This is a genomic window from Agrobacterium sp. CNPSo 3708 (genome assembly GCF_028674915.1).
Classification (GTDB): domain Bacteria; phylum Pseudomonadota; class Alphaproteobacteria; order Rhizobiales; family Rhizobiaceae; genus Agrobacterium; species Agrobacterium cavarae.
Window position 1 is genome coordinate 817,664 of sequence record NZ_JAQZSF010000002.1, and the last position, 22,556, is coordinate 840,219.

Here is a 22,556-nt window from a genome sequence, read left to right on the forward strand (position 1 = left end):
GCGGGAATCCACACAAAACACAAGAGATGTTGAGCGGGAAAACACACTTGTGAAAACGGTTCCTGATCCAACTCAAAATAAAATACATATTTTTCAGTAATTTATTCCCAGAAAGTCGAACTGGCACGCTACTTGCTCTTGTATTTCCGAACGGCAGAGGGCCGGGCAAAACGCAAAGGCAAACCCGGGAGGCCGTCAGGGCAGGGTTAAGCCGAGGAGGAACTACAATGATTGACAGCACAGCCGTGGCCGAAAGCCACGCCAGACTGCCTTTTTACCGGCATCTCTATTTCCAGGTCATCGTCGCCATTGCCGCAGGTATTGCGCTCGGCCACTTTTATCCCGCTCTCGGCGAACAGCTGAAGCCGCTTGGTGATGGTTTCATCCGCCTGGTCAAGATGATCATCGCACCCGTGATCTTCCTCACAGTCGCAACCGGCATTGCCGGCATGAACGACATGAAGAAGGTCGGCCGCGTTGCCGGCAAGGCGATGATCTACTTCATAACCTTCTCCACCCTGGCGCTCATTGTCGGCATGATCGTCGCCAACGTCGTTCAGCCGGGTGCCGGCATGAACATCGATCCGTCCACGCTGGACGGCAAGGCCGTTGCCACCTACGCCGCCAAGGCGCATGAGCAGTCCATCACCGGCTTCCTGATGAACATCATCCCGACGACGATCGTCGGCGCTTTCGCAGAAGGCGATATTCTTCAGGTGCTGTTCTTCTCCGTTCTGTTCGGCATTTCGCTCGGCATCGTCGGAGAGCGTGGCAAGCCTGTCGTCGATTTCATGCATGCTCTGATGTATCCGATCTTCAAGCTGGTCGCGATCCTGATGAAGGCTGCTCCGATCGGTGCGTTTGGCGCCATGGCCTTCACCATCGGCAAATACGGCATTGCATCGGTCACCAACCTCGCCATGCTGATCGGCACCTTCTACCTGACGTCGCTGATCTTCGTGCTCGTCATTCTGGGTGCCGTCTGCCGCTATAACGGCTTCTCCATCCTGGCGCTGATCCGCTACATCAAGGAAGAGCTGCTGCTCGTTCTCGGCACATCCTCTTCGGAAGCAGCCCTTCCGGGCCTGATGAGCAAGATGGAAAAGGCTGGCTGCAAGCGTTCTGTCGTTGGCCTCGTCATTCCGACCGGCTACTCCTTCAACCTCGATGGCACGAACATCTACATGACGCTCGCTGCCCTCTTCATCGCACAGGCAACGGGTATCCACCTGTCCTTCGGTGAACAGGTTCTCCTGCTGCTCGTCGCCATGCTGAGCTCCAAGGGTGCTGCAGGCATCACCGGTGCAGGCTTCATCACGCTTGCGGCCACGCTCTCGGTCGTGCCATCCGTGCCGGTCGCCGGCATGGCGCTGATCCTCGGCATCGACCGCTTCATGTCGGAATGCCGCGCGCTGACCAACTTCGTCGGTAACGCGGTCGCAACGATTGTCGTTGCCCGCTGGGAAGGCGAACTCGACCAGGAGCAGCTGGCAACGGTGCTGAGAGGCGAAGAGCCCAAAGTCGTCGACGATCCAACAGCACTTGGGGTTCCGGCAGAGTAAGACACTCTCTTGAAAACAATGCATACAGAGGCCCGCTTCGATCATTCGAGGCGGGCCTCTTCTTTTCCGGCCCCGGCTTGGTAAGGATGGATACCACTCCTCTCCTCAACGGTGCTTGATGATGAAAAACCTGTTTCTCTCCTGGCAAGTCTGGGCTCTTCTTTCGGCCGCTTTCGCCGCGCTGACCGCCATCTTCGCCAAGATCGGCATCGAAAACGTCAACTCCGATTTCGCCACCTTCATCCGAACCATCGTCATTCTTCTGGCTGCAGGCTTGATGGTCTACGTCACCGGGAACTGGCAGAGCCCGGCGACGATCACGCCGCGCACCTGGCTGTTCCTCATCCTCTCCGGCCTGGCTACCGGTGCATCCTGGATCTGCTATTTCCGTGCCCTGAAGATCGGCGATGCCGCACGCGTTGCGCCGATCGACAAGCTCAGCGTCGTCTTCGTCGCGGTATTTGCGGTTCTCTTTCTGGGCGAGCGGCTCTCTCTTCCCAACTGGCTCGGCGTGGTGCTGATTGCCTGCGGGGCGGTTCTCGTCGCCTATCGCGGCTAGCTGGTGTATGTTCCGTCTGCGACGAAGGCCGACATTTCCATTTTGCGAATAAGGCTTTAAGACTTGTCGGCGAATGCGACAGGGAGGTCTTATGCGTTCAGTCCTTCAAGAACTGGAAAGCCGCCGCGCCGAGGCTCGTTTGGGCGGCGGGCAAAAGCGTATCGATACGCAGCACGCCAAAGGCAAGCTGACGGCGCGCGAACGCCTCGACGTGCTGCTGGATGAAGGCTCCTTCGAAGAATACGACATGTATGTGACCCACCGGGCGGTGGATTTCGGCATGGCGGATCAGAAGGTGGCGGGCGATGGTGTCGTGACCGGCTGGGGCACGATCAACGGGCGGCAGGTCTATGTGTTCAGCCAGGATTTCACCGTGCTTGGCGGCTCCTTGTCCGAGACCCACGCCCAAAAAATCTGCAAGATCATGGATATGGCGGTGCGCGTCGGTGCCCCTGTGATTGGCCTCAACGATTCCGGTGGGGCACGCATCCAGGAAGGCGTCTCGTCGCTTGCGGGCTATGCGGAAGTTTTCCGTCGCAACGCGGAAGTGTCCGGCGTGGTGCCGCAGATCTCCGTCATCATGGGACCTTGCGCGGGCGGTGCGGTCTATTCGCCCGCCATGACCGACTTCATCTTCATGGTGCGCGATACCTCCTACATGTTCGTCACCGGTCCGGACGTTGTGAAGACCGTCACCAATGAGATCGTCACCGCCGAGGAGCTGGGTGGCGCCACCACCCATACCAAAAAATCTTCTGTTGCCGATGGCGCCTATGAGAACGACATCGAGGCGCTGGAAGCGGTGCGCGCGCTGTTCGATTTTCTCCCCACCAACAACCGGGAGAAGCCGCCGACGCGACCGTTCCATGACGATCCGGCACGCCTTGAGGCGAAGCTCGATACCCTGATCCCGGACAGTTCCAACAAGCCCTATGACATGAAGGAGTTGATCCACGCGATTGCGGACGAAGGCAATTTCTTTGAATTGCAGGAGGCCTTTGCCAGAAACATCATTACCGGTTTCATCCGCCTCGAAGGCGAGACCGTCGGCGTCGTCGCCAACCAGCCCATGGTGCTGGCCGGATGCCTGGATATCGACAGCTCCCGCAAGGCGGCAAAGTTCGTCCGCTTCTGCGACGCCTTCAACATTCCAATCCTGACCCTGGTGGATGTGCCGGGCTTCCTGCCGGGTGTCGCGCAGGAATATGGCGGCGTCATCAAGCACGGCGCCAAGCTGCTCTTCGCTTATTCCGAAGCAACGGTACCGATGGTGACGCTGATTACCCGCAAGGCCTATGGCGGTGCCTATGATGTCATGGCGTCGAAACATATCGGTGCCGATATCAACTATGCGTGGCCGACGGCGGAGATTGCCGTGATGGGCGCCAAGGGTGCGGCTGAAATTCTTTACCGCTCTGAACTGTCGGACCCCGCCAAGATCGCGGAACGGACGCGCGAGTATGAAGAGCGTTTCGCCAATCCCTTCGTTGCTGCCGAACGCGGCTTCATCGATGAAGTCATCATGCCGCATTCCTCACGACGTCGGATTGCCCGCGCCTTTGCGTCCCTGCGCAACAAGCAGGTGACGACGCATTGGAAAAAACACGATACGATTCCATTGTGAGGATGAAGCCTATGTTCAAAAAAATCCTCATCGCCAATCGCGGCGAAATCGCCTGCCGCGTCATTCGCACCGCAAAGAAGATGGGCATCGCAACGGTCGCGGTGTATTCCGATGCGGATGCCAATGCGCTGCATGTGCGCGAGGCCGACGAAGCGGTGCATATCGGCCCCGCACCCTCCAACCAGTCCTATATCGTGATCGACAAGATCCTCGAGGCCATTCGCAAAACGGGTGCTGATGCGGTGCATCCGGGCTATGGCTTCCTCTCTGAGAATCCAGCTTTCGCGGCGGCTCTGGAAAAGGAAGGCGTTGCCTTCATCGGCCCGCCGGTCAAAGCCATCGAAGCGATGGGCGACAAGATCACCTCCAAGAAGCTTGCCGCCGAGGCAGGTGTCTCCACCGTTCCCGGCCATATGGGTTTGATCGAGACTGCCGATGAAGCCGTCCGCATCGCATCCGAGATCGGCTACCCGGTTATGATCAAGGCATCGGCCGGCGGCGGCGGCAAGGGCATGCGCATTGCCTGGAACGATAGCGAGGCACGCGAGGGTTTCCAGTCATCACGCAACGAAGCAAAAGCATCCTTCGGTGACGATCGGATTTTCATCGAAAAATTCGTCACCCAGCCGCGTCACATCGAAATTCAGGTTCTCGGTGATCAGCACGGCACGGTGCTCTATCTCGGCGAGAGGGAATGCTCCATTCAACGCCGAAACCAAAAGGTGATCGAGGAAGCGCCGTCACCGTTTCTGGATGAAGCAACGCGCAAGGCGATGGGCGAGCAAGCTGTCGCGCTTGCCAAGGCGGTCGGTTACTTCTCTGCTGGCACGGTGGAGTTCATCGTCGATGGAGACCGCAACTTCTACTTCCTGGAAATGAACACCCGGCTTCAGGTGGAGCACCCCGTCACCGAACTTGTGACCGGCATCGATCTCGTGGAGCAGATGATCCGTGTTGCGGCAGGCGAGAAACTGTCTCTTTCCCAACCGGACATCAAGCTCAATGGCTGGGCCATCGAGAGCCGGCTTTATGCGGAAGACCCGTATCGCAACTTCCTGCCCTCCATCGGTCGATTGACCCGCTACCGTCCCCCGGAAGAGGGCCATCAGGAGAATGGCACGATCCTTCGCAACGATACCGGCGTCTTCGAAGGCGGCGAAATCTCGATGTATTACGATCCGATGATCGCCAAGCTCTGCAGTTGGGGCGAAACACGGCTCTCCGCTATCGATGCCATGGGCGAGGCGCTGGATCGCTTCGAGGTCGAGGGCATCGGGCACAACCTGCCTTTCCTCTCCGCGGTCATGCGGCATCCTCGTTTCCGTTCCGGCAATCTGACCACTGGCTTTATCGCCGAGGAATTTCCAGACGGTTTTTCCGGAGTGGTGCCGGAGACGCGGGCCGCTGAACGACTGGCGGCGATTGCTGCGGTCATTCACCATCAGGTGCAGAGCCGCGCAGCCCAGATCTCTGGCACCATTGGCAACCATCGCCGCATTGTCGGCAAGGACTGGGTGGTTCAACTCGGTAAAACCGAGCACCGGATTTCCCTTGATCTCGAGGGCGATCATATCGTGACCGACATCGAGGGCGGCGAGAGGCTGGCTGTCGAAACAGACTGGCTGCCGGGCCGCAGTCTTGGCATTTTTCGGCTGGGCGGTGCGGTCCTGGCGGTAAAGATCGATCTGTCGCCATCCGCCATCCGATTGCGTTGGCATGGTGTGGACATCGTCGCCCAAGTTCGCAGCCCGCGCGTCGCCGAACTTGCGCGTCTTATGCCGGAAAAGCTGCCGCCGGACACATCGAAGATGCTGCTTTGCCCCATGCCCGGCGTCATCACCTCGATCTCGGTCGCGGAGGGGGATGAGGTCGAGGGCGGACAGGCGCTGGCAACTGTGGAGGCGATGAAGATGGAAAACATTCTTCGCGCCGAGCGCAAGGGCCGCGTTGCAAAGGTTTCCGTGAAGGCTGGTGACAGCCTTGCCGTCGATGAGGTGATCCTGCAATTCGATTGACGAGGATGTCCACCTGAGATTCCGCTTCCCTGTCACGCCTTTTCTGGAATAGATATTCCAATCCAGGAGAGACGATTTCATTTTTGGGGGAGTGAAACGAGATGCAGGATCTTGCCGCACCGGCAACGGTGAAGGAGTTTGAGGAAAGACTCGTTGAGGTGGCGCCGAAACTGCCGAAGAGATTGCGGCAGTGCGCGGACTATGTGGCAGCCAATACCGACCGCATCGCCGTTTCCACCGTAGCCGAGATGGCCGAGGCCGCCGGTGTCCAGCCCTCTGCCTTCATGCGTTTTTGCCAGATTCTCGGTTTCTCCGGTTTTTCGGAGATGCAGCGGCTGTTCAAGGAAAGCTATTCCGGTCGCTGGCCGGATTACGACACGCGGCTCACGAACCTGCGCGACAAGGGAGAAGACAGCGGCGGTCGGCTTCTGGCGGAATTCGTCGAGGCCGGGCGTGCATCGCTGGAAAACCTGCTGAAAACCGTCGATCAGGCTGCTTTCGAGACCGCGATCCAGGTGCTGGCTGGCGCACAAATGATCCATATCGTCGGTTTGCGTCGCTCCTTTCCTGTCGCAAGCTATCTTGCCTACGCGTTTGAGAAAATGCAGGTGCCCTCCATGCTGCATGCCTCCGTCGGCCAGTTGCAGAGCGCAAGCGCAATCCGTCAGGGCGATGTCGTCCTCGCCATCACCTTTGCGCCCTATTCCGCAGAGACGATCGATATTGTTTCCTCAAGTCGTGCCCGCAAGATACCAGTGGTGGCGATCACCGATACCGCAGTAAATCCGCTGCGCCAATTCGATGCCACAGTGCTGACTGTGTCAGAGGTCGATTTCGGTGCATTCCGTTCTCTGTCGGCGACCCTCTGCATTGCGATTGCGCTTGCAGTGGGTGTGGGAACACACAGACAAAATTGAATATTCGTGTTGAAAATAGAAAAAATAGAATTTATGATCCAAATATGAATTAGGGAGAAGAGCGACGGGCGTCCAGTTCCGTCCTTTGTAGCGCATCACGGCGCGGAGGAGACAGATCGTGAAGACACTCGATCTCATCACGATCGGCCGCTCGTCGGTCGATCTTTACGGCGCGCAGATTGGCGGACGTCTGGAGGATATGTCGTCCTTCAACAAGTATATCGGTGGCTCGCCCACCAATATCGCGGCAGGCGCTGCACGGCTTGGTCTGAAGAGTGCCGTCATCACCCGCGTCGGTGACGAACATATGGGGCGTTTCATTCGCGAACAGCTTGTTCGCGAGGGCGTCGATATTCGCGGCGTACAGACGGACAAGGAGCGCCTGACGGCGCTCGTCATTCTTGGCATCCGCGATCAGCAGCAGTTCCCCTTGATCTTTTATCGCGAGAATTGCGCTGACATGGCGCTAAGCGAAGACGACATCGATCCGGCCTTTATTGGCGAAGCGGGCTGTGTTTGCGCCACCGGCACGCATCTTTCCCATCCCCGTACCGAAGCAGCTGTTTTGAAGGCGTTACGCCTGGCGAGAGAAAGCGGCGCCAAGACGGCGCTCGATATCGACTACCGCCCGAACCTCTGGGGTGTGGCTGGCCATGGTGACGGTGAAAGCCGTTTTGTGGAATCGGCCAAGGTCACGCAGAAGCTGCAATCCGCCCTCAATCTGTTCGACCTGATCGTCGGTACCGAGGAAGAGTTTCACATCGCCGGCGGCTCCACCGATACGCTGGAAGCGCTGCGCGCCGTCCGGGCAGTCTCAAACGCGACGCTGGTCTGCAAGCGCGGCCCGATGGGCGCAGTGGTATTCCCAGGCGCCATTCCAGACAGTCTCGATGATGGCGAAAGCGGCGAAGGCTTCCCTATCGAAGTCTTCAATGTCCTGGGTGCCGGCGATGGCTTCATGGCGGGGCTGTTCCGTGGATGGCTGCGCGGCGAAGACTGGCCAACGACACTCAAATACGCAAATGCCTGCGGCGCCTTTGCCGTATCGCGCCATGGCTGCACCCCAGCCTACCCAAGCTGGGAGGAGCTGCAATATTTCTTCCGCACCGGCATTCGCAACAAGGCGCTGCGCAAGGACGACGCGCTGGAACAGGTGCATTGGGCCACCAATCGCAAGGGCGACTGGAGCACGATGCGCGTCTTTGCCTTCGACCACCGCATGCAGCTGGAGGCCATCGCAAGGGACGTCGGCGTCGACGACAAGAAGATCGGCTCTTTCAAGGAACTTTGCCTGAAAGCCGCCCATCAGGTTGCCGGTGGGGAGGCTGGTTACGGCATTCTCTGCGACGGACGGCTTGGCCGCGACGCGCTTTATCAGGCGGCAGGTTCGGGCCTGTGGATCGGTCGTCCCGCAGAATGGCCGGGCTCGCGCCCGCTGACGCTGGAGCCGGATCTTGGGCCGGATTGCGGCGGACTGAGTGAATGGCCCGCCGAACACGTGGTCAAGGTGCTGTGCTTCTATCATCCGGACGATGACACCGCGATGCGCGCCGAACAGGAAGAGACGGTCTCGCGTCTCTTCACCGCTGCGCGCCGCAACCGGCTGGAATTTCTGCTGGAGGTGATCCCCTCCAAGGTGGCGCCGATCGATGATAACACGACGGCCCGCATTATAGACCGCTTCTACGAGATTGGCGTCTATCCAGACTGGTGGAAGCTTGAGCCTTTGAAGAGCGTGGAAGCCTGGCGCCAGGCGACCGATGCGGTCAAGCATCATGACCCTTACGTTCGTGGTATCGTGGTTCTCGGCCTGGAGGCACCGCAGAGCGAGTTGGAGGAGAGTTTCAGGCTGGCGGCAGGTTTCGATCTGGTGAAGGGTTTTGCCGTGGGGCGCACGATTTTTGCCGAGGCCGCGCGCAACTGGCTTGCGGGCAAGGTGAGCGACGAGGAGGCGGTTGCCGACATGGCAGCCCGTTATGATGCGCTTTGCCGGATTTGGGACAAGGCGCGCGCCGCGCATGTAAAGGGAGAGGCAGCGTGAAGACGGTACGATTGACGGCGGCACAGGCGCTTGTGCGTTACCTGGCAGCCCAGATGAATGAGGATGGCGAGCCTTACATCGCCGGCGTTTGGGCGATCTTCGGCCACGGTAACGTGGCTGGCATGGGCGAGGCGCTTTACGGCATCCGCGAGGAACTGCCGACCTATCGCGGCCAGAACGAGCAATCCATGGCGCATGCGGCGATTGCCTACACCAAGCAACTTGGCCGCCGCCGGACGATGGCGGTGACGTCCTCCATCGGTCCCGGCGCACTGAACATGGTAACGGCTGCCGCCCTTGCGCATGTCAACCGCCTGCCCGTCCTGCTGATCCCCGGCGATGTCTTCGCCAACCGTGGGCCGGATCCGGTGCTTCAGCAGATCGAAGACTTCAACGACGGCACGATCTCGGCCAATGACTGCTTCAAGCCGGTGAGCCGCTATTTCGACCGGATCATGCGCCCCGAACAGCTCCTGACGGCCCTGCCCCGCGCCTTCCGCACCATGACTGACCCCGCCGATTGCGGTCCTGTAACACTCTCTTTCTGCCAGGATGTGCAGGCGGAAGCCTATGATTACCCGGAAACCTTCTTCGACAAAAAGGTCTGGCGCCAGCGCCGCCCCGAGCCCGACAAAGCGGAGCTCGAAGAGGCGATCGCAGCCCTCAAAGCCGCGAAGCACCCGATCATCGTCGCAGGCGGCGGCGTGCATTTTTCCGGCGCGACCGAAACGCTGAAGAGCTTCGCCGAGCGCCACTCCATACCCGTCATCGAGACTCAGGCAGGCAAATCCGCGCTGGCCTGGGATCACGAGATGAATTTCGGTCCCGCTGGTGTGACGGGTGCATCGAGCGCCAATGCGATTGCAGAAAAGGCCGATCTCGTCTTCGGTGTCGGAACCCGTTTTCAGGATTTCACCACCGGCTCCTGGGCGCTGTTCAAGAACCCGGCGCGCAAACTTCTGGCGCTCAACGTGCAGCCTTATGACAGCGCCAAGCACGATGCCATCAGCCTGACGGCCGATGCGAAAGTCGGCCTTGAAAAACTGACCGAAGCCTTGGGAAGCCATCGTTATGCCGAACCGGATGCCAGCCTGAAACAGGACTGGTTCGCCAAGGCCGACGCCGTGACCGCGGCACCGAAGGAGGCCAACAGCCTGCCGACGGATATGCAGGTGATCGGCGCGGTACAGCGCGCCTCGCGCGACAATACCGTCGTCATGTGTGCGGCGGGCACCATGCCTGGAGAGCTGCACCAGCTGTGGAAGGCGAAGCTACCGCTTTCCTACCACATGGAATATGGCTTCTCCTGCATGGGTTACGAGATTGCCGGTGGCCTCGGCATCAAGATGGCAGAGCCCGAGCGCGATGTGATCGTCATGGTGGGCGATGGCTCCTACATGATGATGAATTCGGAGCTTGCCACTGCCGTTGCCATGGGCGTGAAGATCACTGTCGTCATCACCGACAATCGCGGCTATGGCTGCATCAACCGGCTGCAGATGGGCACCGGCGGAGCGGAATTTAACAATCTCTACGCCCACACCAACCAGAAGAACCCGATCGCCATCGATTTCACCGCGCATGCAGCCAGCATGGGCGCGGATGCGCACAAGGTCTCGACAATCGCCGAACTCGAAACAGCACTCGATGCAGCCCGCAGCGCGGATGTTCCGACCGTGATCGTCATCGATACCGATCCCTATCCGACACCGGATGCCGGTGGCTATTGGTGGGATGTCGCCGTGCCGGAAGTCTCCGAACGCAATGAAGTCAAACAGGCTCGTGCAGCCTATGAATCCGCACTGAAAGAAAGACTCTGACCATGATTCTTTACGGTACAAACCCGATCGCCTGGAGCAATGACGACGACCGCACGCTCGGCGCCCATATCAGCCTTGAGCAGTGCCTGGACGAAACCTCCAAGATCGGCTTCGACGGCATCGAGAAAGGCCACAAGTTCCCACAGGAACCGGAAGGCCTTAAGGCTGTGCTGGAACCCCGCAAGCTGCGCTACGTTTCCGGCTGGCATTCGCTCAACCTTCTGACCAACTCCATCGAAGACGAGAAGGCTGCCATGCAGCCTGCCCTCGACCTTTTGAAGGCGATGGGCTCGAAGGTCATCATCGTGTGCGAAACCTCCAACGCCATCCACGGCGAGGATGCAAAGCCGGTCAATGACCGCCCGAAGCTCTCCGACAGCGAATGGAAGCGCTTTGGCGAAGGCGTTGAAGCGCTGGCGAAACATGCGGCCGATCAGGGTGTCGCGCTCGTCTATCACCATCACATGGGCACGATCGTCGAGAGTGAAGACGAGATCGACCGGCTGATGGAGAACACTGGCCCGCACGCCAAGCTGCTGCTCGATACCGGCCATTGCCTCTTTGGTGGCGGCGACCCGGAGCGGCTGGCCAGGAAGCACATGGGTCGCGTCGGCCATATCCACGCCAAGAACGTGCGTCCGGTCATCGCCAAGCAGGTTCGCGACGAAAGCCTCTCCTTCCTCGAAGGTGTGCGCCGTGGCGTCTTCACCGTTCCTGGCGATAGCGAGGGCGGCGTCGACTTCCTTCCCGTTCTCAAGATTGCCGCAGAGCATGGCTACAGTGGCTGGCTCGTGATCGAGGCCGAGCAGGATCCGGATGTCCGTAATCCTTTTGAATATCAGAGCCTCGGCCTGAAATCGTTGCGCGCCTTCGCACGCGAAGCCGGCCTGGACAAAGGTTGAACAGAAAGGTCAAGACATGGCAGGTCTGCTGCGCAAACCCACCGGCACCTCCGGCAAGGTTCATGACATCACGCCGGAAAGCGCCAATTGGGGCTATGTGGGCTTCGGGCTCTACCACCTGAAGCCTGGCGAAACCGCAACCGAACAAACCGGCGAGACGGAGGTCATTCTCGTTCTCGTCGAGGGCAAGGCGGAAATCTCGTCGGAAGACAAGAATTTCGGCGAACTCGGCGACCGCATGAATGTCTTCGAGCGCAAGCCGCCGCATTGCGTCTATATCCCGGCGGGCTCTTCCTGGACCGTTACGGCAACCACCGACTGCACGCTTGGTGTGTGCACCGCACCGGCAAAGCCCGGTCGTGAAGCGCAAGTCATTGGACCAGCGGGAATTACTCTGGCGGAGCGCGGCAAGGGCGGCAACACGCGCTACATCTTCCCGATCGCCATGGAAGATCGCGACGTGGCCGATAGCCTGCTGGTCACGGAAGTCTTCACCCCATCGGGTCACTGGTCATCCTATCCGCCGCATAGGCACGACGAGGACAACTATCCGGAGATGACCTATCTGGAGGAGACCTACTACCACCGCCTCAATCCGGAGCAGGGCTTCGGCTTCCAGCGCGTCTTCACCGAAGACGGCTCGCTGGACGAGACCATGGCGGTCTCAAGCGGCGATGTGGTGCTGGTACCGAAAGGTCACCACCCCTGTGGCTCTCCCTATGGCTATGAGATGTACTATCTCAACGTCATGGCTGGCCCGATGCGAAAATGGCGCTTCCAGAACCATCCGGATCACGACTGGATTTTCAAGCGCGACAATCCATAAACGCGCAATCTCTGCCTGAAAAAAACGCTCGCACCGAGACAATGATGCGAGCGTTTTTATTGGTCAAAAACCGATCAGACGATCTGGACTGGCTTGCCTGTCTGCCAGCTTTCGGTGGCGGCATCGGCCAGTTTCTGCGCCTGGAGACCGTCGAAACCGCTTGGACGCGGCGAGGTGTTGCCGGCATCGACCGCGTCGATGAAGGTGTTGATCTCGTTGGCATAGGCCTGGGCGTAGCGCTCGATGAAGAAGTTCTGCACCGGATCGCCGGCAATGCCGTTGGCGTTCCACAATTCGACGCTCGAATTCTGGATGTTGCGAGCCGAGAGCATGCCAGTCGAGCCATGCACTTCGATGCGCTGGTCGTAGCCATAGGTCGCACGGCGGGAATTGGTGATCACTGCGATCCGCCCAGATGCCGTCTGCATCTGGACCGCTGCAGTATCCACATCGCCTTCCTCACCGATCGCCTTGTCAACCAGCGCGGAGCCGAGCGCGTTGACGACCACGAACTCTTCACCCATCAGGAAGCGGGCCATATCGAAGTCGTGGATCATCATGTCACGAAAGAGACCGCCGGAGGACTTCACATAGCTTGCCGGTGGCGGGTTGGGATCGCGGCTGATGATGGTGACGATCTCGATCTCTCCGACATCGCCATTGCGCAGGCGCTGCTCGACCATCGAGAAATTGGTATCGAAGCGGCGGTTGAAGCCGATCATCAGCGTGGATTTGTTCTGTTCGACCACATCCAGGCACTGGTTGATGCGATCGACCGAAAGCGATACCGGCTTTTCGCAAAGAATATGCTTGCCAGCCTTCGATGCCGCCTCGATCAGATCGGCATGGCTTGGCGTCGGGGTGGCGATCAGCACGGCATCGACATCCGATGCGGCGATAATCTCTTCAACGGATGCGACCCGCGCGCCCGTTTGTAGCGCCAACTGTTCCGCCGCCGCAGGAAAGGCATCCGCGACATAGGCAAGCTTTGCCTTGGGATTGGCGGCAATCGTTGCCGAATGGACCTTGCCAATACGGCCCGCACCCAGCACACCGAACCTGATCATTTCATTTGCTCCACGCTAAATTCCTCCTCGGGACGGCCACGCCTAAGAAGCAGGTCGCGTCCTGTCATCATCCGATCTTCTGTCGATGACGATCGGTGAGACCCTAGCTCAAGCCAAGGCGAAATCAAGTGGAAATTCCATTAGAAGCGGCAGTGAAATATTTATTCTATTCACTGTCTGAATGATGATCTGTCGGACACTTATCGGCTCATGTGAAGGCGTGGTGAGCCCTCACACATTAGAGGCGAATGAGAGCCTCCATGCGAGGCCCATCGCGAGTCGCGGTGAATGCTGTACCAAGTCCGACGGGGCGCAATGGTGGGACGCCAGATGCGGCAACCGGTTCAAATTTCCTCCCTGCATGGAGAGAGCTGACTCGAGGGATAGGCACTCTATAGCGCCTCAATGCGTGGAGCCACGGCTCTGGGCCGCAAGCGCGGAAACGATGTGTCTGATTTCAGCTTTAGCGTCCGAGAGCACGAACGGCCCCTGGCGGTGAGCGAGGGAACCGTGTGGAACGAAAAAGATGTAAGGGATTGCTCTGCTGTCCAAGTCTGCCATCAACGGCAGCATCAATTCGGCTCCGTATCGCGCATCGATGACTGCGCCGCTGAAATGCCAATCGTGATCATGGACTGACGTCGCGGCGTAAGGACCTTGCAAAACCATCGATGCCTCGAACCACGCAGACTTGATTGCAGGCGTGAGCGTGTCGCTTTTGCCAAAGACGGCTATCGTCAAGCGGCCGTTCGTCCCCAAGCGCTGCTCCGCGTTCGTTTTGGTCATTTAGCAGTCCCTTGCATCCACCGATAATCGACTCGCCCTTCCGGCCCGTGGACGATCATCATGTCCATCCGTCTTCTCATCCCTTGAGGAACCGAACTGCGCAAACACGGTTTGGGCACATCACAAAATTGAATGTGAGCCTATCGGGAGGAAAAAATCATGAGCAATGACACGGTATTGATGCCCCACGAGCGCGGTTGGGCTGTGCTGCACAATGGTATGCTGACGAAGGTCTACCCAAGCCGTCATCTGGCCATGCAGAAGCTCAAGGACGAGATGAGCCGGCGCTCACTTAAGAACCAAAGGACGCATCAGAGCGAGCCCACCCATGCCCCGCGGCGACAGGAAAGCGCCGCGCAAAGACGCGATCAAGCATAGAGCCTCTGATTGACCCTCCGCTCCAGGATGAGGACGAAAGCATTCCCTCATCTTAAAAAACAACGCCGGAACCTCAGCCCCCCTCCGGCGTTCGACCCCTGATGTCTCTGCATCGCTTCAACGGAGGGCGGACGGATTTTTGGGGTGAACCAACCAGTTCCTTATTGCGGTCCTGCACCGCTGCCATCGCAAGTCTGGGGCGCTTGGAACTTCGACCCCTTTGCTCTGGCGGTCGTCCTCGCGCTGACGATGCTGTCGGCGCTTTCGCTTCATAGACACCGGATATGGATTGCGACGGCTGTTTTTGCCGTATCCACCCTTCTTTTGATTTCACCGCTTTGCGCTCTGACCACCGCGCTGTTTTCCGTGCGGGTGACCCATCATTTCATCTTGATGACAGTGCTTGCTCCGCTTCTCACCACGGTCTTCCGGACGAGAAGCGCTGTTTCCAGCCGCCTGCCACCGGAAATCGCGTTCATCTTTCACACTTTGATCTTCTGGTTCTGGCATATTCCGCCGGGCTATGCCTTCGCCCTTGATGGCATGATCCCCTATTGGATCATGCAGGCAGGCCTTCTTGCCAGTGCCATCTGGCTATGGGCGATCCTGCTGTCTCCGAGAACCAGTGTCTTCACTGCCGTTGCCCTGGCTCTTGCGACCGTTGCGCAGATGGGCATGCTTGCGGCGATCCTGACGCTCTCGCGCGCGCCGCTTTTCGCCGCACATCTCGATACGACACAAGCCTTCGGCCTCGAGCCGCTTCAGGACCAGCAGCTTGCCGGCGTCATCATGTGGACGGTGGGCCTGCTACCCTATCTCATTGTGGCATTGATCCGCCTTTATCGCGGTGTCGCTAGCCGGGATGGCAAGGGCAGCTGGCAATGGTGATGCTGCTGAAATTCATCCACATCGCAGCGATCTCCGTCTGGGCCGCGACACTTCTCAGTCTCCCTGCTCTTTACGTCCAGCGCGCCCATGTCGGCAATCGACCCGCGCTTTACGCGCTCCAGCGCCTCGTGCGCTTCTGCTACGTCGTCGTCGCCTCGCCGGCGGCCTTCGTCTCGATCCTGACCGGCACGGCCCTAATTTTCTTTCAGCACACTTTCACGCTCTGGTTCACCATCAAGCTTGGGCTTATCGGCGTGATGGTGACAGTGCACATCGTTACAGGGCTCGTCATCATTCGTCTTTTCAACGAGGGAGAGGTCTATCCCGTGTGGCGCTTCATCGGCGCCACCGTGCTCACCGCCGCGACGGTGCTCGGCATCCTTTTCGTCGTTCTCGCCAAACCGGATTGGAGCCTCGACATAATTCCGATCGAGGCTGGAGGGTTAAAAGAGATCGCGCGGTCGATCAGTCCTTGGACGATACCATGAGACCGACGCCATGATCGAAAATCAACTTGCCGCCATGCCAGCCAGCCAGCCCCGTCAACCCCGACGCGATCAGCGACAGGACAAGGCCGTGGGGCAGGACCTCGATGCTGGAAAAATAGCGACCGCCCCAATTGGCCCCGCAGACCGCAATCAGCGACATGCCAGCCACTGCATGCGCCCAGCTTGCAACACGCGCGCGGATGCCTGGAACGAGAAAGAGCTCGGCCGAGCCGATCAAACCGGCCGCAATGGCGCTGAAGAATGCAATGCCCGTTGTCCACAGCCCGACACGCAGCCAGAATGGATCAGCGCCCCACCAGTACATGATGTCCGCACCGAGCGTCCCGAAGACAAGCGCAATCGGGAAATGCACCGTCATTGCATGAAGGGGATGGCCAGCAACGGCAACGGCCGAACTCGCATCCTTTTCCTCGAGCTTGGAGATGACCGGGTTTTTCTTCGGCGGTGTATCCAAAACACGTCTCCTCTTTCTCCGACAACCAGCGGGCCCGGGCAGAGGTTCCGCGCAATCGCGACGACGACCACCCTGCCGTTGATGCTGGCCGGCTGTTCCGGCGATCTTTCCACACTCAATCCTGCGGGACCCGCCTCAAGCGCGGTGGCGCAACTGTGGTGGATCATGCTCTTCGGATCGGCCGTCCTATTCGCTCTTGTGCTCGGCCTTTTCTTCCTGAGCGCCTTTTCTCGAAAGCTGTCACACGTCCCTGCTTCGCGCTGGATTATCGGCGGCGGGATCGTCATGCCCATCCCCGTTTTGACGGCACTTCTGGGTGCAGCCTTCCTCCAGGGCGAAGCTCTGTTCGGCGCGAGAGCAGATGCACCCGCCGACGTCATTCGTGTCCAGGCCAGCATGTGGAACTGGGATGTTCGCTATAGTGCGGCGAACACCGGTCCTGGTAGTCGCAATGTCCTCCATATCCCGGCTGGACAGACGGTCGAGATCGTCGTTTCCAGCACCGATGTGATCCACAGTTTCTGGGTGCCGCGCCTTGCCGGCAAGATCGATGCCATTCCAGGCCATGAGACGCGCATACGGCTGAAGGCGGACAAGGCCGGCACATTTGGCGGGATCTGCGCCGAATATTGCGGCACCGGCCATAGCGCCATGACTTTCAGCGTGATCGCCCATGAGCCGGACGACTATCGGCGGGTGATAGAAACACTTCCAGATGCACAGGGATCGACGTGACGCAAAAGATTTCACCCATTCGCCTGCATCGGGAACTGGAAGCCATCTGGGGCACAGGCAAGGGCTGGCGCCGCCTCGCCGCCGTCAATCACAACATCATCGGCGCGCGTTTCATGCTCACCGCCCTGGTGTTCTTCGGGATCGGCGGCTTTCTCGGCATGCTGATCCGCACGCAACTTGCAACATCCGAAAGCCGCTTCCTCGATGCGGCAGAGTATGCGCAAGTCTTCACCATGCATGGGACCATCATGATGTTCCTCTTCGCCATCCCATTTTTCGAGGGACTGGCGATCTATCTGTTGCCCAAACTGCTCGGCGCCCGCGACCTCGCCTTTCCGCGTCTCTCCGCTTACGGATACTGGTGCTACCTCTTCGGCGGCAGCATGCTGATCATCGCGCTCCTGGCCGGCGTCGCGCCGAATGGCGGCTGGTTCATGTATACGCCGCTCAGTTCTTCCACCTACAGCCCCGGCATCAACGCCGATGTCTGGTTGCTCGGCATCACCTTCGTCGAAATTTCGGCGATGACGGCGGCAATCGAGATTGTCGTGACGATCCTCAAGATGCGCGCGCCCGGCATGTCGCTCGACCGGATGCCGATCTTTGCCTGGTACATGCTGGTGGTGGCGGGCATGATGGTGATCGGCTTTCCGCCGCTGATCCTGGGCTCAATCCTGCTGGAAGCGGAACGCGCCTTCGGCCTGCCCTTCTTCGACCCGACCCGCGGGGGTGATCCGCTCTTGTGGCAGCACCTGTTCTGGCTGTTCGGCCACCCGGAAGTCTATATCATCTTTCTGCCTGCAGCCGGCGTCATCTCCACGATCCTGCCCGTGCTCGCCCGCACGACGCTTACGGGATACAAGATCATCATCGCCGGCATCCTGTCGATGGCCTTCCTGTCCTTTGGGCTTTGGGTCCATCACATGTACACGACCGGCATCCCGCATGTGGCCCTGTCGTTCTTCTCCGCGGCAAGTGCCCTCGTTGCTGTGCCGACAGCAATCCAGATCTTTGCGTGGATTGCGACGCTGAGCCAGGGCCGGCCGTCCTTCACCATTCCGATGCTGCACATTTTCGGGTTCTTCTTCGTCTTCGTCATCGGTGGTTTGACCGGCGTGATGCTGGCGATGGTACCCTTCGATCAGCAGGCGCATGACACGCATTTCGTCGTCGCCCACCTCCACTACGTGCTTGTCGGCGGCTTCCTGTTCCCGATGCTGGCAGGCGCCTATTACTGGGTGCCTCACATCTCCGGTCGCCAGCCCATTCAGCATATGTCGCACGCAGCCTTCTGGATGATCTTTATCGGCTTCAACCTGACCTTCTTCATGATGCACCTGACAGGTCTCCTTGGCATGCCGCGGAGGGTCGATACCTACCCGGCGGAGTCGCCGTGGGAATGGTTGAACCTGATGTCGTCCATCGGCAGCTTCATCATGGCGATGGGCTTCGTGCTGGCCGCAATCGATCTGTTTCTGGTGTTTTTCTTTGGCCGTCCGTTCCGGCGCAATCCCTGGAACGCCGGCACACTTGAATGGGCTATGCCGACACCGCCGCCATCCTACAACTTCGCCGCCCTGCCATCTGTCGACACACGGGCAGACAGGCTCGACATCAACCGCCTTGGCTCAAGCCTTGCGGCAGGCGATGGCTATCTCGGCTTCACCCGCAATGGCTGGATGGAAACACTGGGGGTAAGCGCCGTTCAGGCTCGGCCCAACCAGATCATTATCCTGCCACGCCAAACCTATCTTCCGCTCATCACGGCCCTGGTGACAGGGCTGTTCTTCGTCTCCTTGCTCGCAAAGCTCTACGTGATAGCGCCCATAGCGCTTCTGGCGGTGATCGGTCTCTTCCTGAGATGGACTCCGAATGAGGCCGTGCAGACCACAGGCAGTGAACTTTACGCGGGCAAGGGGCTGATCCTGCCACCGCATTTTGAAAGTGGAGATCCCCCCTCGCTCATGGCGATGCGACTGACATTGCTGGTCACCGCCACACTCTTCACTTCGCTTCTCTTTGGCGGCCTGTTCCTCTGGGTGTCGGCGCCTGGTTGGGAGAACCTTCGCCCCTCCTCAGTTTCATCCCTCTGGACGCTGTTGGCCTGCGCTATCGCGATAGCAGCGGCAGTGCTCGGCTCACTGCCCGCGAAAGCTATGCTGCGCGCGCCATTCCTGCGCCTTGCAAGCATGGCTCTATACGGCATCGCCATTGCATTGCTCTTGTTGGACCTAGTCAGGACATATGAAACGGAGTTTCACGCCTCGGATGCCGTGATTTACGCCGTCAATATCTACGGGCTCATTCACATCGGCATCGGCGCGCTATTGTCTGCGTTTTGCATCTGGAGAATTCGGACCGGCTACGTCACCGGAAACAGGCTAGTCGATCTGCAGATCGCGGGACTTTGGAACAGATATGTGGCGGCAACGACTGCGATCGTGGCCGTCTATCCTTCTCTTCTGTCGCTTCTGCAGGGTGGAGGAAGCTGATGCGATATGCGCTGGCTATCGCCCTTCTGCTGCCCTTCACGGGCTGGAGCCTCGGCTTCCTCCTTCTTTACGGCGCTCAGGCCACCGGCTGCTCGCTGGGATGGCAGGACATGGCGATCGGCCCAATCTCTTCGCTGAGAGCACTCCTCATTTTGTTGTTCGCTGCCACGACCCTCATCATAGCGATAACCGTCTTCGTTGCGCTGAGTGCTGAGAAAATCTCCTCGTCCTTGAGCGGAACAATGCGCTCCGTGACGCGCTACACGGCGGGCGCTGCGCTCTTCAGCACGGCTTATGTGTTTTCAGGCATTTTATGGCTGGACCTCTGCTGAAGCGTTTTGGCTGACCGCGAATACGAAGAGTCGCGAAGACAGAACTTTTCTTCCGCTCAAGCATTTCCACGCTGGTGGCTTGAAAATCTGCGCCATTGCCGAACAATTGTGCCGCGAGAGGAAGCAGAATGACTGGGGAACACGAGAAGCTTGCAGGCCAGAACCAATTGATCTCGTTCCTGCCGGACGACATTCGCTCAGAACTGCTGAGACGTGCCGTGGCCGTCGATCTGCCTGCCGGCTCAATCCTCATCAAGGCAGGCGAGAAGATTGAAAAGGTCTTTTTCGTCTGTAGCGGCATCGCCTCGGTCCTCGTCCAATCGCGCTCCGGCAAGGTGACGGAATCCGGCATTGTCGGGCGGGAAGGTTATGTGCCGTCAGGCGCACTGGTCGACGCGGAGACGAGCTTTACGCAAGTCATCATGCAGGTCCCAGGACAGGCGATGGTTTTGGAGATCACCGCGTTCCAGGCTTTACGAAATCGTCATCGAATTCTTGAGCAACTGCTGACCTGCGCATCGCATGCGCTGCGCACTCAGATCGAGTGCACCCTGCTTTCCAATACCACGCAGCCCGTCAGCCAACGGCTGGCCCGGTGGATTCTTGTCTGCCACAACCGGGTGGACGGCAACCAGCTTCATCTGACCCACGAATTTTTGTCGCTGATGCTGGCAGTCCGGCGACCGAGTGTGACAGATGCCCTGCATTTTCTCGAAGGCAGGGGGTTCATTCGCTCCGAAAGAGCCAAGATCACCATACGCAATCGGGACGCCCTGGAAGAATATGCCGGCGATATTTACGGCCTGTCCGAGGAAGAGCATGACCGGGTCTTTGCCCGCTTTCGTGCCTCGGCACTTTTGCGCCCTGCGACGGCCGATACCCGCTCTGCGGGTTGAGAAAGGGCGCGGGGGCCGCCTCGATTGCGGACGGCCCCTTTCGCGACTTCGCTTTACCGCGAGGCGGTGCGGATGATCCGACAGAGCTTCACGAGATCTGCCTCATAGCCGCCCCTCATGATATCGACGCAGCGCTTCGCCAGGCGAAGCTGCTCCGTGCGCGACATATCGTTGTAGGCACGGATCATGCCGTTGGCCGGCAGTGACGGATTGGTGCCGGGATTGACCGTTCCAGGGTTCGGTCTTCCAGGACCGGTGCCGACACCGATACCAAGATCGACGTCCAGGGCTCTCGCGCCTCCGACAGTCGCTCCGACCGAAGCATTCAATCCGCGGCTTCCGCCGACTGACGCGTTCACATCCGCATTTGCAATGCTCCGGCCTCCGACCGTCGCACTGGTATTGGCGTTCACGCCTCTGCTTCCACCCACCGAAGCGTTGACGTCTGCGCCAAGGCCACCTCCCGAACGGCCTCCGACGCTGGCTCCGGCATTGATCCCGCCGCTTCCTCCGACAGAAGCACCGACACCCAAGCCGCCGCTACCATTGCCGCCGACACTTGCGCTAACTCCGCCCACACTGACGTCCAAGGCATGCGCATTGATCGGAAGCGCCAGACATGCGCTCACCAACAAAACACTACTCAGTCTTGTCATGATTTTTCCTCCTCACACACGATACTCACTCCACATCAGCATCAAAGATGCCATTTAAGAGTGTATATTAGAGGATGCTGCTTTGAAACATCAATGTATAAGTGAGGCCTAATATAGAGTGAAAATGACGTCACATTTCCGTGAAATCAGCGGTTTGTCTCATTTTAGTACAAGTAGTCTGCATCGGCGTGTAAGCAATGTGGTACTAAGATACTTGCCTTGCGAGTATATCGGTCATGAGGCGATTGTATTCGCTCTCTGCTTGGCCATATGAGCCACCCGCTTCCAACTCCAGCCCTTGCCGATTGATGATGGTAATCTGCCCCCGAGAGGCCCGTATCAGGCCTTTTCCTTCAAGAATATGAAGCGCGACAGTAACGCCAGGACGTCTCACTCCAAGAACAAGGGCAAGGAACTCGTGGGTCATCGCCACCGTTGCGCCATCGATCCGGTCATGGATCATCAGCAACCAGCGCGCGAGACGTTTATCGAGTTTTGATAAACCATTGGCGACGACCGTCGACGCGGTCTGAGTGAGCAATGTGTGGATGTAGGTCAGGAATACATCACGCAAGGTATCGCTGACTCTCATGGCGTCGACGATAGCGGAAGACGAAACGGCGATCCCGTAGCCGCCCACTTGAACAAGCGTGCGGTGCGTTGCTTCTGTACTGCCGAGTACGATGGCGGAGCCCGACATGCCTTCACGACCTGTCAGCCCGACCTCGATGCTTTTCCCACTAGACAGATGACCGATGACGGAAGCGAGACCCGTTTCGAAAAAAATGACCCGTTCGATGGGGACATGCGGCTGCTCTATCACTTCATGGACGTTAAGCTTGACGATCTGCATGCTCGGCCGCAGCAGTTCGTAATCTTCCGGACGCAGAGCTTTCAACAGTTTGTTGCGTACAGAGTTCTGTTCGGTATCCATTGAAGTCGTCATTCCCTTCGATCGTCCACAGGACGTTTGAGGGACACTAAACAGTTGAAACCTTTGAGCAATACAATGTCATCTACCGTACAGAGAGCGCTCCCTGCCAACCGTCCTATTCATGTGACGAATATCCACTGAGGATGTGGCGGCAGGAAGGAGG

General features: G+C 58.9%; 21 protein-coding genes. 16 read left to right on the forward strand and 5 right to left on the reverse strand.

The window, feature by feature from the left end; genetic code table 11:
• Window positions 1–227: 227 nt before the first annotated feature.
• The 9 genes from PVA19_RS06715 (at window position 228) to iolB (ending at window position 12,266) form a co-directional block, all read left to right on the forward strand.
• The gene (locus PVA19_RS06715) at window positions 228–1,562 is read left to right on the forward strand and encodes a dicarboxylate/amino acid:cation symporter (protein ID WP_062443951.1); all 1,335 of its coding nucleotides are present in this window, start codon (window positions 228–230) and stop codon (window positions 1,560–1,562) included.
• Between the two features lie 121 nt (window positions 1,563–1,683).
• On the forward strand, window positions 1,684–2,121 hold the full coding sequence (locus tag PVA19_RS06720; RefSeq protein ID WP_112359058.1) for an EamA family transporter: 438 nt from the start codon (window positions 1,684–1,686) through the stop codon (window positions 2,119–2,121).
• 91 nt (window positions 2,122–2,212) lie between these two features.
• Window positions 2,213–3,745 (forward strand): acyl-CoA carboxylase subunit beta, encoded by a 1,533-nt coding sequence (locus PVA19_RS06725; RefSeq protein WP_274101703.1) that lies wholly within the window; start codon window positions 2,213–2,215, stop codon window positions 3,743–3,745.
• An 11-nt stretch (window positions 3,746–3,756) separates the two neighbouring features.
• On the forward strand, window positions 3,757–5,760 hold the full coding sequence (locus PVA19_RS06730; protein WP_274101705.1) for an acetyl-CoA carboxylase biotin carboxylase subunit: 2,004 nt from the start codon (window positions 3,757–3,759) through the stop codon (window positions 5,758–5,760).
• Window positions 5,761–5,861: 101 nt separating this feature from the next.
• Window positions 5,862–6,677, forward strand: coding sequence for a MurR/RpiR family transcriptional regulator (locus tag PVA19_RS06735; RefSeq protein ID WP_274101707.1), 816 nt, complete (start codon window positions 5,862–5,864; stop codon window positions 6,675–6,677).
• A 115-nt stretch (window positions 6,678–6,792) separates the two neighbouring features.
• Window positions 6,793–8,718, forward strand: coding sequence for a bifunctional 5-dehydro-2-deoxygluconokinase/5-dehydro-2-deoxyphosphogluconate aldolase (locus PVA19_RS06740; protein WP_274101860.1), 1,926 nt, complete (start codon window positions 6,793–6,795; stop codon window positions 8,716–8,718).
• Entirely contained in the window at window positions 8,715–10,538 is a 1,824-nt protein-coding gene (gene iolD, locus PVA19_RS06745; RefSeq protein WP_274101709.1) for a 3D-(3,5/4)-trihydroxycyclohexane-1,2-dione acylhydrolase (decyclizing), read from the forward strand. Before PVA19_RS06740 ends, iolD begins: the two co-directional genes overlap by 4 nt.
• A 2-nt stretch (window positions 10,539–10,540) precedes the next feature.
• Window positions 10,541–11,440, forward strand: a complete 900-nt coding sequence (iolE, locus tag PVA19_RS06750; protein WP_274101711.1) for a myo-inosose-2 dehydratase — start codon at window positions 10,541–10,543, stop codon at window positions 11,438–11,440.
• 16 nt (window positions 11,441–11,456) lie between these two features.
• Window positions 11,457–12,266, forward strand: coding sequence for a 5-deoxy-glucuronate isomerase (iolB, locus tag PVA19_RS06755; protein WP_274101713.1), 810 nt, complete (start codon window positions 11,457–11,459; stop codon window positions 12,264–12,266).
• A gap of 74 nt (window positions 12,267–12,340) precedes the next feature.
• On the opposite strand, the gene iolG is transcribed toward iolB, so the two are convergent.
• Together iolG and PVA19_RS06765 are read right to left on the reverse strand one after the other, a co-directional pair.
• A complete protein-coding gene (gene iolG / locus PVA19_RS06760) occupies window positions 12,341–13,333 on the reverse strand; it encodes an inositol 2-dehydrogenase (protein WP_274101715.1) in 993 nt (330 codons plus the stop codon).
• A gap of 402 nt (window positions 13,334–13,735) precedes the next feature.
• Window positions 13,736–14,119, reverse strand: a complete 384-nt coding sequence (locus PVA19_RS06765; RefSeq protein WP_113179927.1) for a hypothetical protein — start codon at window positions 14,117–14,119, stop codon at window positions 13,736–13,738.
• 159 nt (window positions 14,120–14,278) lie between these two features.
• On the opposite strand from PVA19_RS06765, the gene PVA19_RS06770 reads away from it, so the two are divergent.
• From PVA19_RS06770 to PVA19_RS06780, 3 genes are all read left to right on the forward strand, one after another.
• A complete protein-coding gene (locus tag PVA19_RS06770) occupies window positions 14,279–14,497 on the forward strand; it encodes a hypothetical protein (RefSeq protein ID WP_113179926.1) in 219 nt (72 codons plus the stop codon).
• A gap of 144 nt (window positions 14,498–14,641) precedes the next feature.
• Entirely contained in the window at window positions 14,642–15,385 is a 744-nt protein-coding gene (locus PVA19_RS06775) for a cytochrome c oxidase assembly protein (protein ID WP_274101716.1), read from the forward strand.
• Entirely contained in the window at window positions 15,385–15,873 is a 489-nt protein-coding gene (locus PVA19_RS06780; protein WP_274101718.1) for a CopD family protein, read from the forward strand. The genes PVA19_RS06775 and PVA19_RS06780 overlap by 1 nt, the downstream gene beginning before the upstream one ends.
• Here the strand turns inward: PVA19_RS06780 and PVA19_RS06785 are convergent.
• The gene (locus PVA19_RS06785) at window positions 15,851–16,348 is read right to left on the reverse strand and encodes a DUF2231 domain-containing protein (protein ID WP_274101719.1); all 498 of its coding nucleotides are present in this window, start codon (window positions 16,346–16,348) and stop codon (window positions 15,851–15,853) included. The two genes, PVA19_RS06780 and PVA19_RS06785, sit on opposite strands and share 23 nt — an antisense overlap.
• Before the next feature lie 81 nt (window positions 16,349–16,429).
• Here PVA19_RS06785 and coxB point away from each other — a divergent pair, with 81 nt between their 5' ends.
• From coxB to PVA19_RS06805, 4 genes are all read left to right on the forward strand, one after another.
• On the forward strand, window positions 16,430–17,083 hold the full coding sequence (coxB, locus tag PVA19_RS06790) for a cytochrome c oxidase subunit II (RefSeq protein WP_112953524.1): 654 nt from the start codon (window positions 16,430–16,432) through the stop codon (window positions 17,081–17,083).
• Complete coding sequence (ctaD, locus tag PVA19_RS06795) at window positions 17,080–19,575, forward strand: cytochrome c oxidase subunit I (protein WP_274101720.1); 2,496 nt, start codon at window positions 17,080–17,082, stop codon at window positions 19,573–19,575. Before coxB ends, ctaD begins: the two co-directional genes overlap by 4 nt.
• Window positions 19,575–19,907 carry a hypothetical protein gene (locus PVA19_RS06800; RefSeq protein WP_274101721.1) on the forward strand — a complete coding sequence of 111 codons (333 nt, stop codon included), beginning with the start codon at window positions 19,575–19,577 and terminating at the stop codon, window positions 19,905–19,907. The genes ctaD and PVA19_RS06800 overlap by 1 nt, the downstream gene beginning before the upstream one ends.
• Window positions 19,908–20,035: 128 nt before the next feature.
• Complete coding sequence (locus PVA19_RS06805) at window positions 20,036–20,803, forward strand: Crp/Fnr family transcriptional regulator (RefSeq protein WP_274101722.1); 768 nt, start codon at window positions 20,036–20,038, stop codon at window positions 20,801–20,803.
• Between the two features lie 53 nt (window positions 20,804–20,856).
• Here the strand turns inward: PVA19_RS06805 and PVA19_RS06810 are convergent, their stop codons facing one another.
• Window positions 20,857–21,459, reverse strand: a complete 603-nt coding sequence (locus PVA19_RS06810; protein ID WP_112358970.1) for a hypothetical protein — start codon at window positions 21,457–21,459, stop codon at window positions 20,857–20,859.
• Window positions 21,460–21,664: 205 nt separating this feature from the next.
• On the reverse strand, window positions 21,665–22,393 hold the full coding sequence (locus PVA19_RS06815) for a Crp/Fnr family transcriptional regulator (protein ID WP_112358971.1): 729 nt from the start codon (window positions 22,391–22,393) through the stop codon (window positions 21,665–21,667).
• Window positions 22,394–22,556 lie beyond the last annotated feature (163 nt).

Coding starts and splice junctions, on each gene's coding strand:
- iolB (WP_274101713.1), top strand. CDS start 11,457: ATGGCAGGTCTGCTGCGCAAACCCACCGGCACCTCCGGCAAGGTTCAT.
- PVA19_RS06735 (WP_274101707.1), top strand. CDS start 5,862: ATGCAGGATCTTGCCGCACCGGCAACGGTGAAGGAGTTTGAGGAAAGA.
- PVA19_RS06770 (WP_113179926.1), top strand. CDS start 14,279: ATGAGCAATGACACGGTATTGATGCCCCACGAGCGCGGTTGGGCTGTG.
- PVA19_RS06730 (WP_274101705.1), top strand. CDS start 3,757: ATGTTCAAAAAAATCCTCATCGCCAATCGCGGCGAAATCGCCTGCCGC.
- PVA19_RS06810 (WP_112358970.1), bottom strand. CDS start 21,459: ATGACAAGACTGAGTAGTGTTTTGTTGGTGAGCGCATGTCTGGCGCTT.
- PVA19_RS06805 (WP_274101722.1), top strand. CDS start 20,036: ATGACTGGGGAACACGAGAAGCTTGCAGGCCAGAACCAATTGATCTCG.
- coxB (WP_112953524.1), top strand. CDS start 16,430: ATGCTGGCCGGCTGTTCCGGCGATCTTTCCACACTCAATCCTGCGGGA.
- PVA19_RS06800 (WP_274101721.1), top strand. CDS start 19,575: ATGCGATATGCGCTGGCTATCGCCCTTCTGCTGCCCTTCACGGGCTGG.
- PVA19_RS06815 (WP_112358971.1), bottom strand. CDS start 22,393: ATGGATACCGAACAGAACTCTGTACGCAACAAACTGTTGAAAGCTCTG.
- PVA19_RS06720 (WP_112359058.1), top strand. CDS start 1,684: ATGAAAAACCTGTTTCTCTCCTGGCAAGTCTGGGCTCTTCTTTCGGCC.
- iolG (WP_274101715.1), bottom strand. CDS start 13,333: ATGATCAGGTTCGGTGTGCTGGGTGCGGGCCGTATTGGCAAGGTCCAT.
- PVA19_RS06780 (WP_274101718.1), top strand. CDS start 15,385: ATGCTGCTGAAATTCATCCACATCGCAGCGATCTCCGTCTGGGCCGCG.
- PVA19_RS06715 (WP_062443951.1), top strand. CDS start 228: ATGATTGACAGCACAGCCGTGGCCGAAAGCCACGCCAGACTGCCTTTT.
- iolE (WP_274101711.1), top strand. CDS start 10,541: ATGATTCTTTACGGTACAAACCCGATCGCCTGGAGCAATGACGACGAC.
- PVA19_RS06765 (WP_113179927.1), bottom strand. CDS start 14,119: ATGACCAAAACGAACGCGGAGCAGCGCTTGGGGACGAACGGCCGCTTG.
- PVA19_RS06725 (WP_274101703.1), top strand. CDS start 2,213: ATGCGTTCAGTCCTTCAAGAACTGGAAAGCCGCCGCGCCGAGGCTCGT.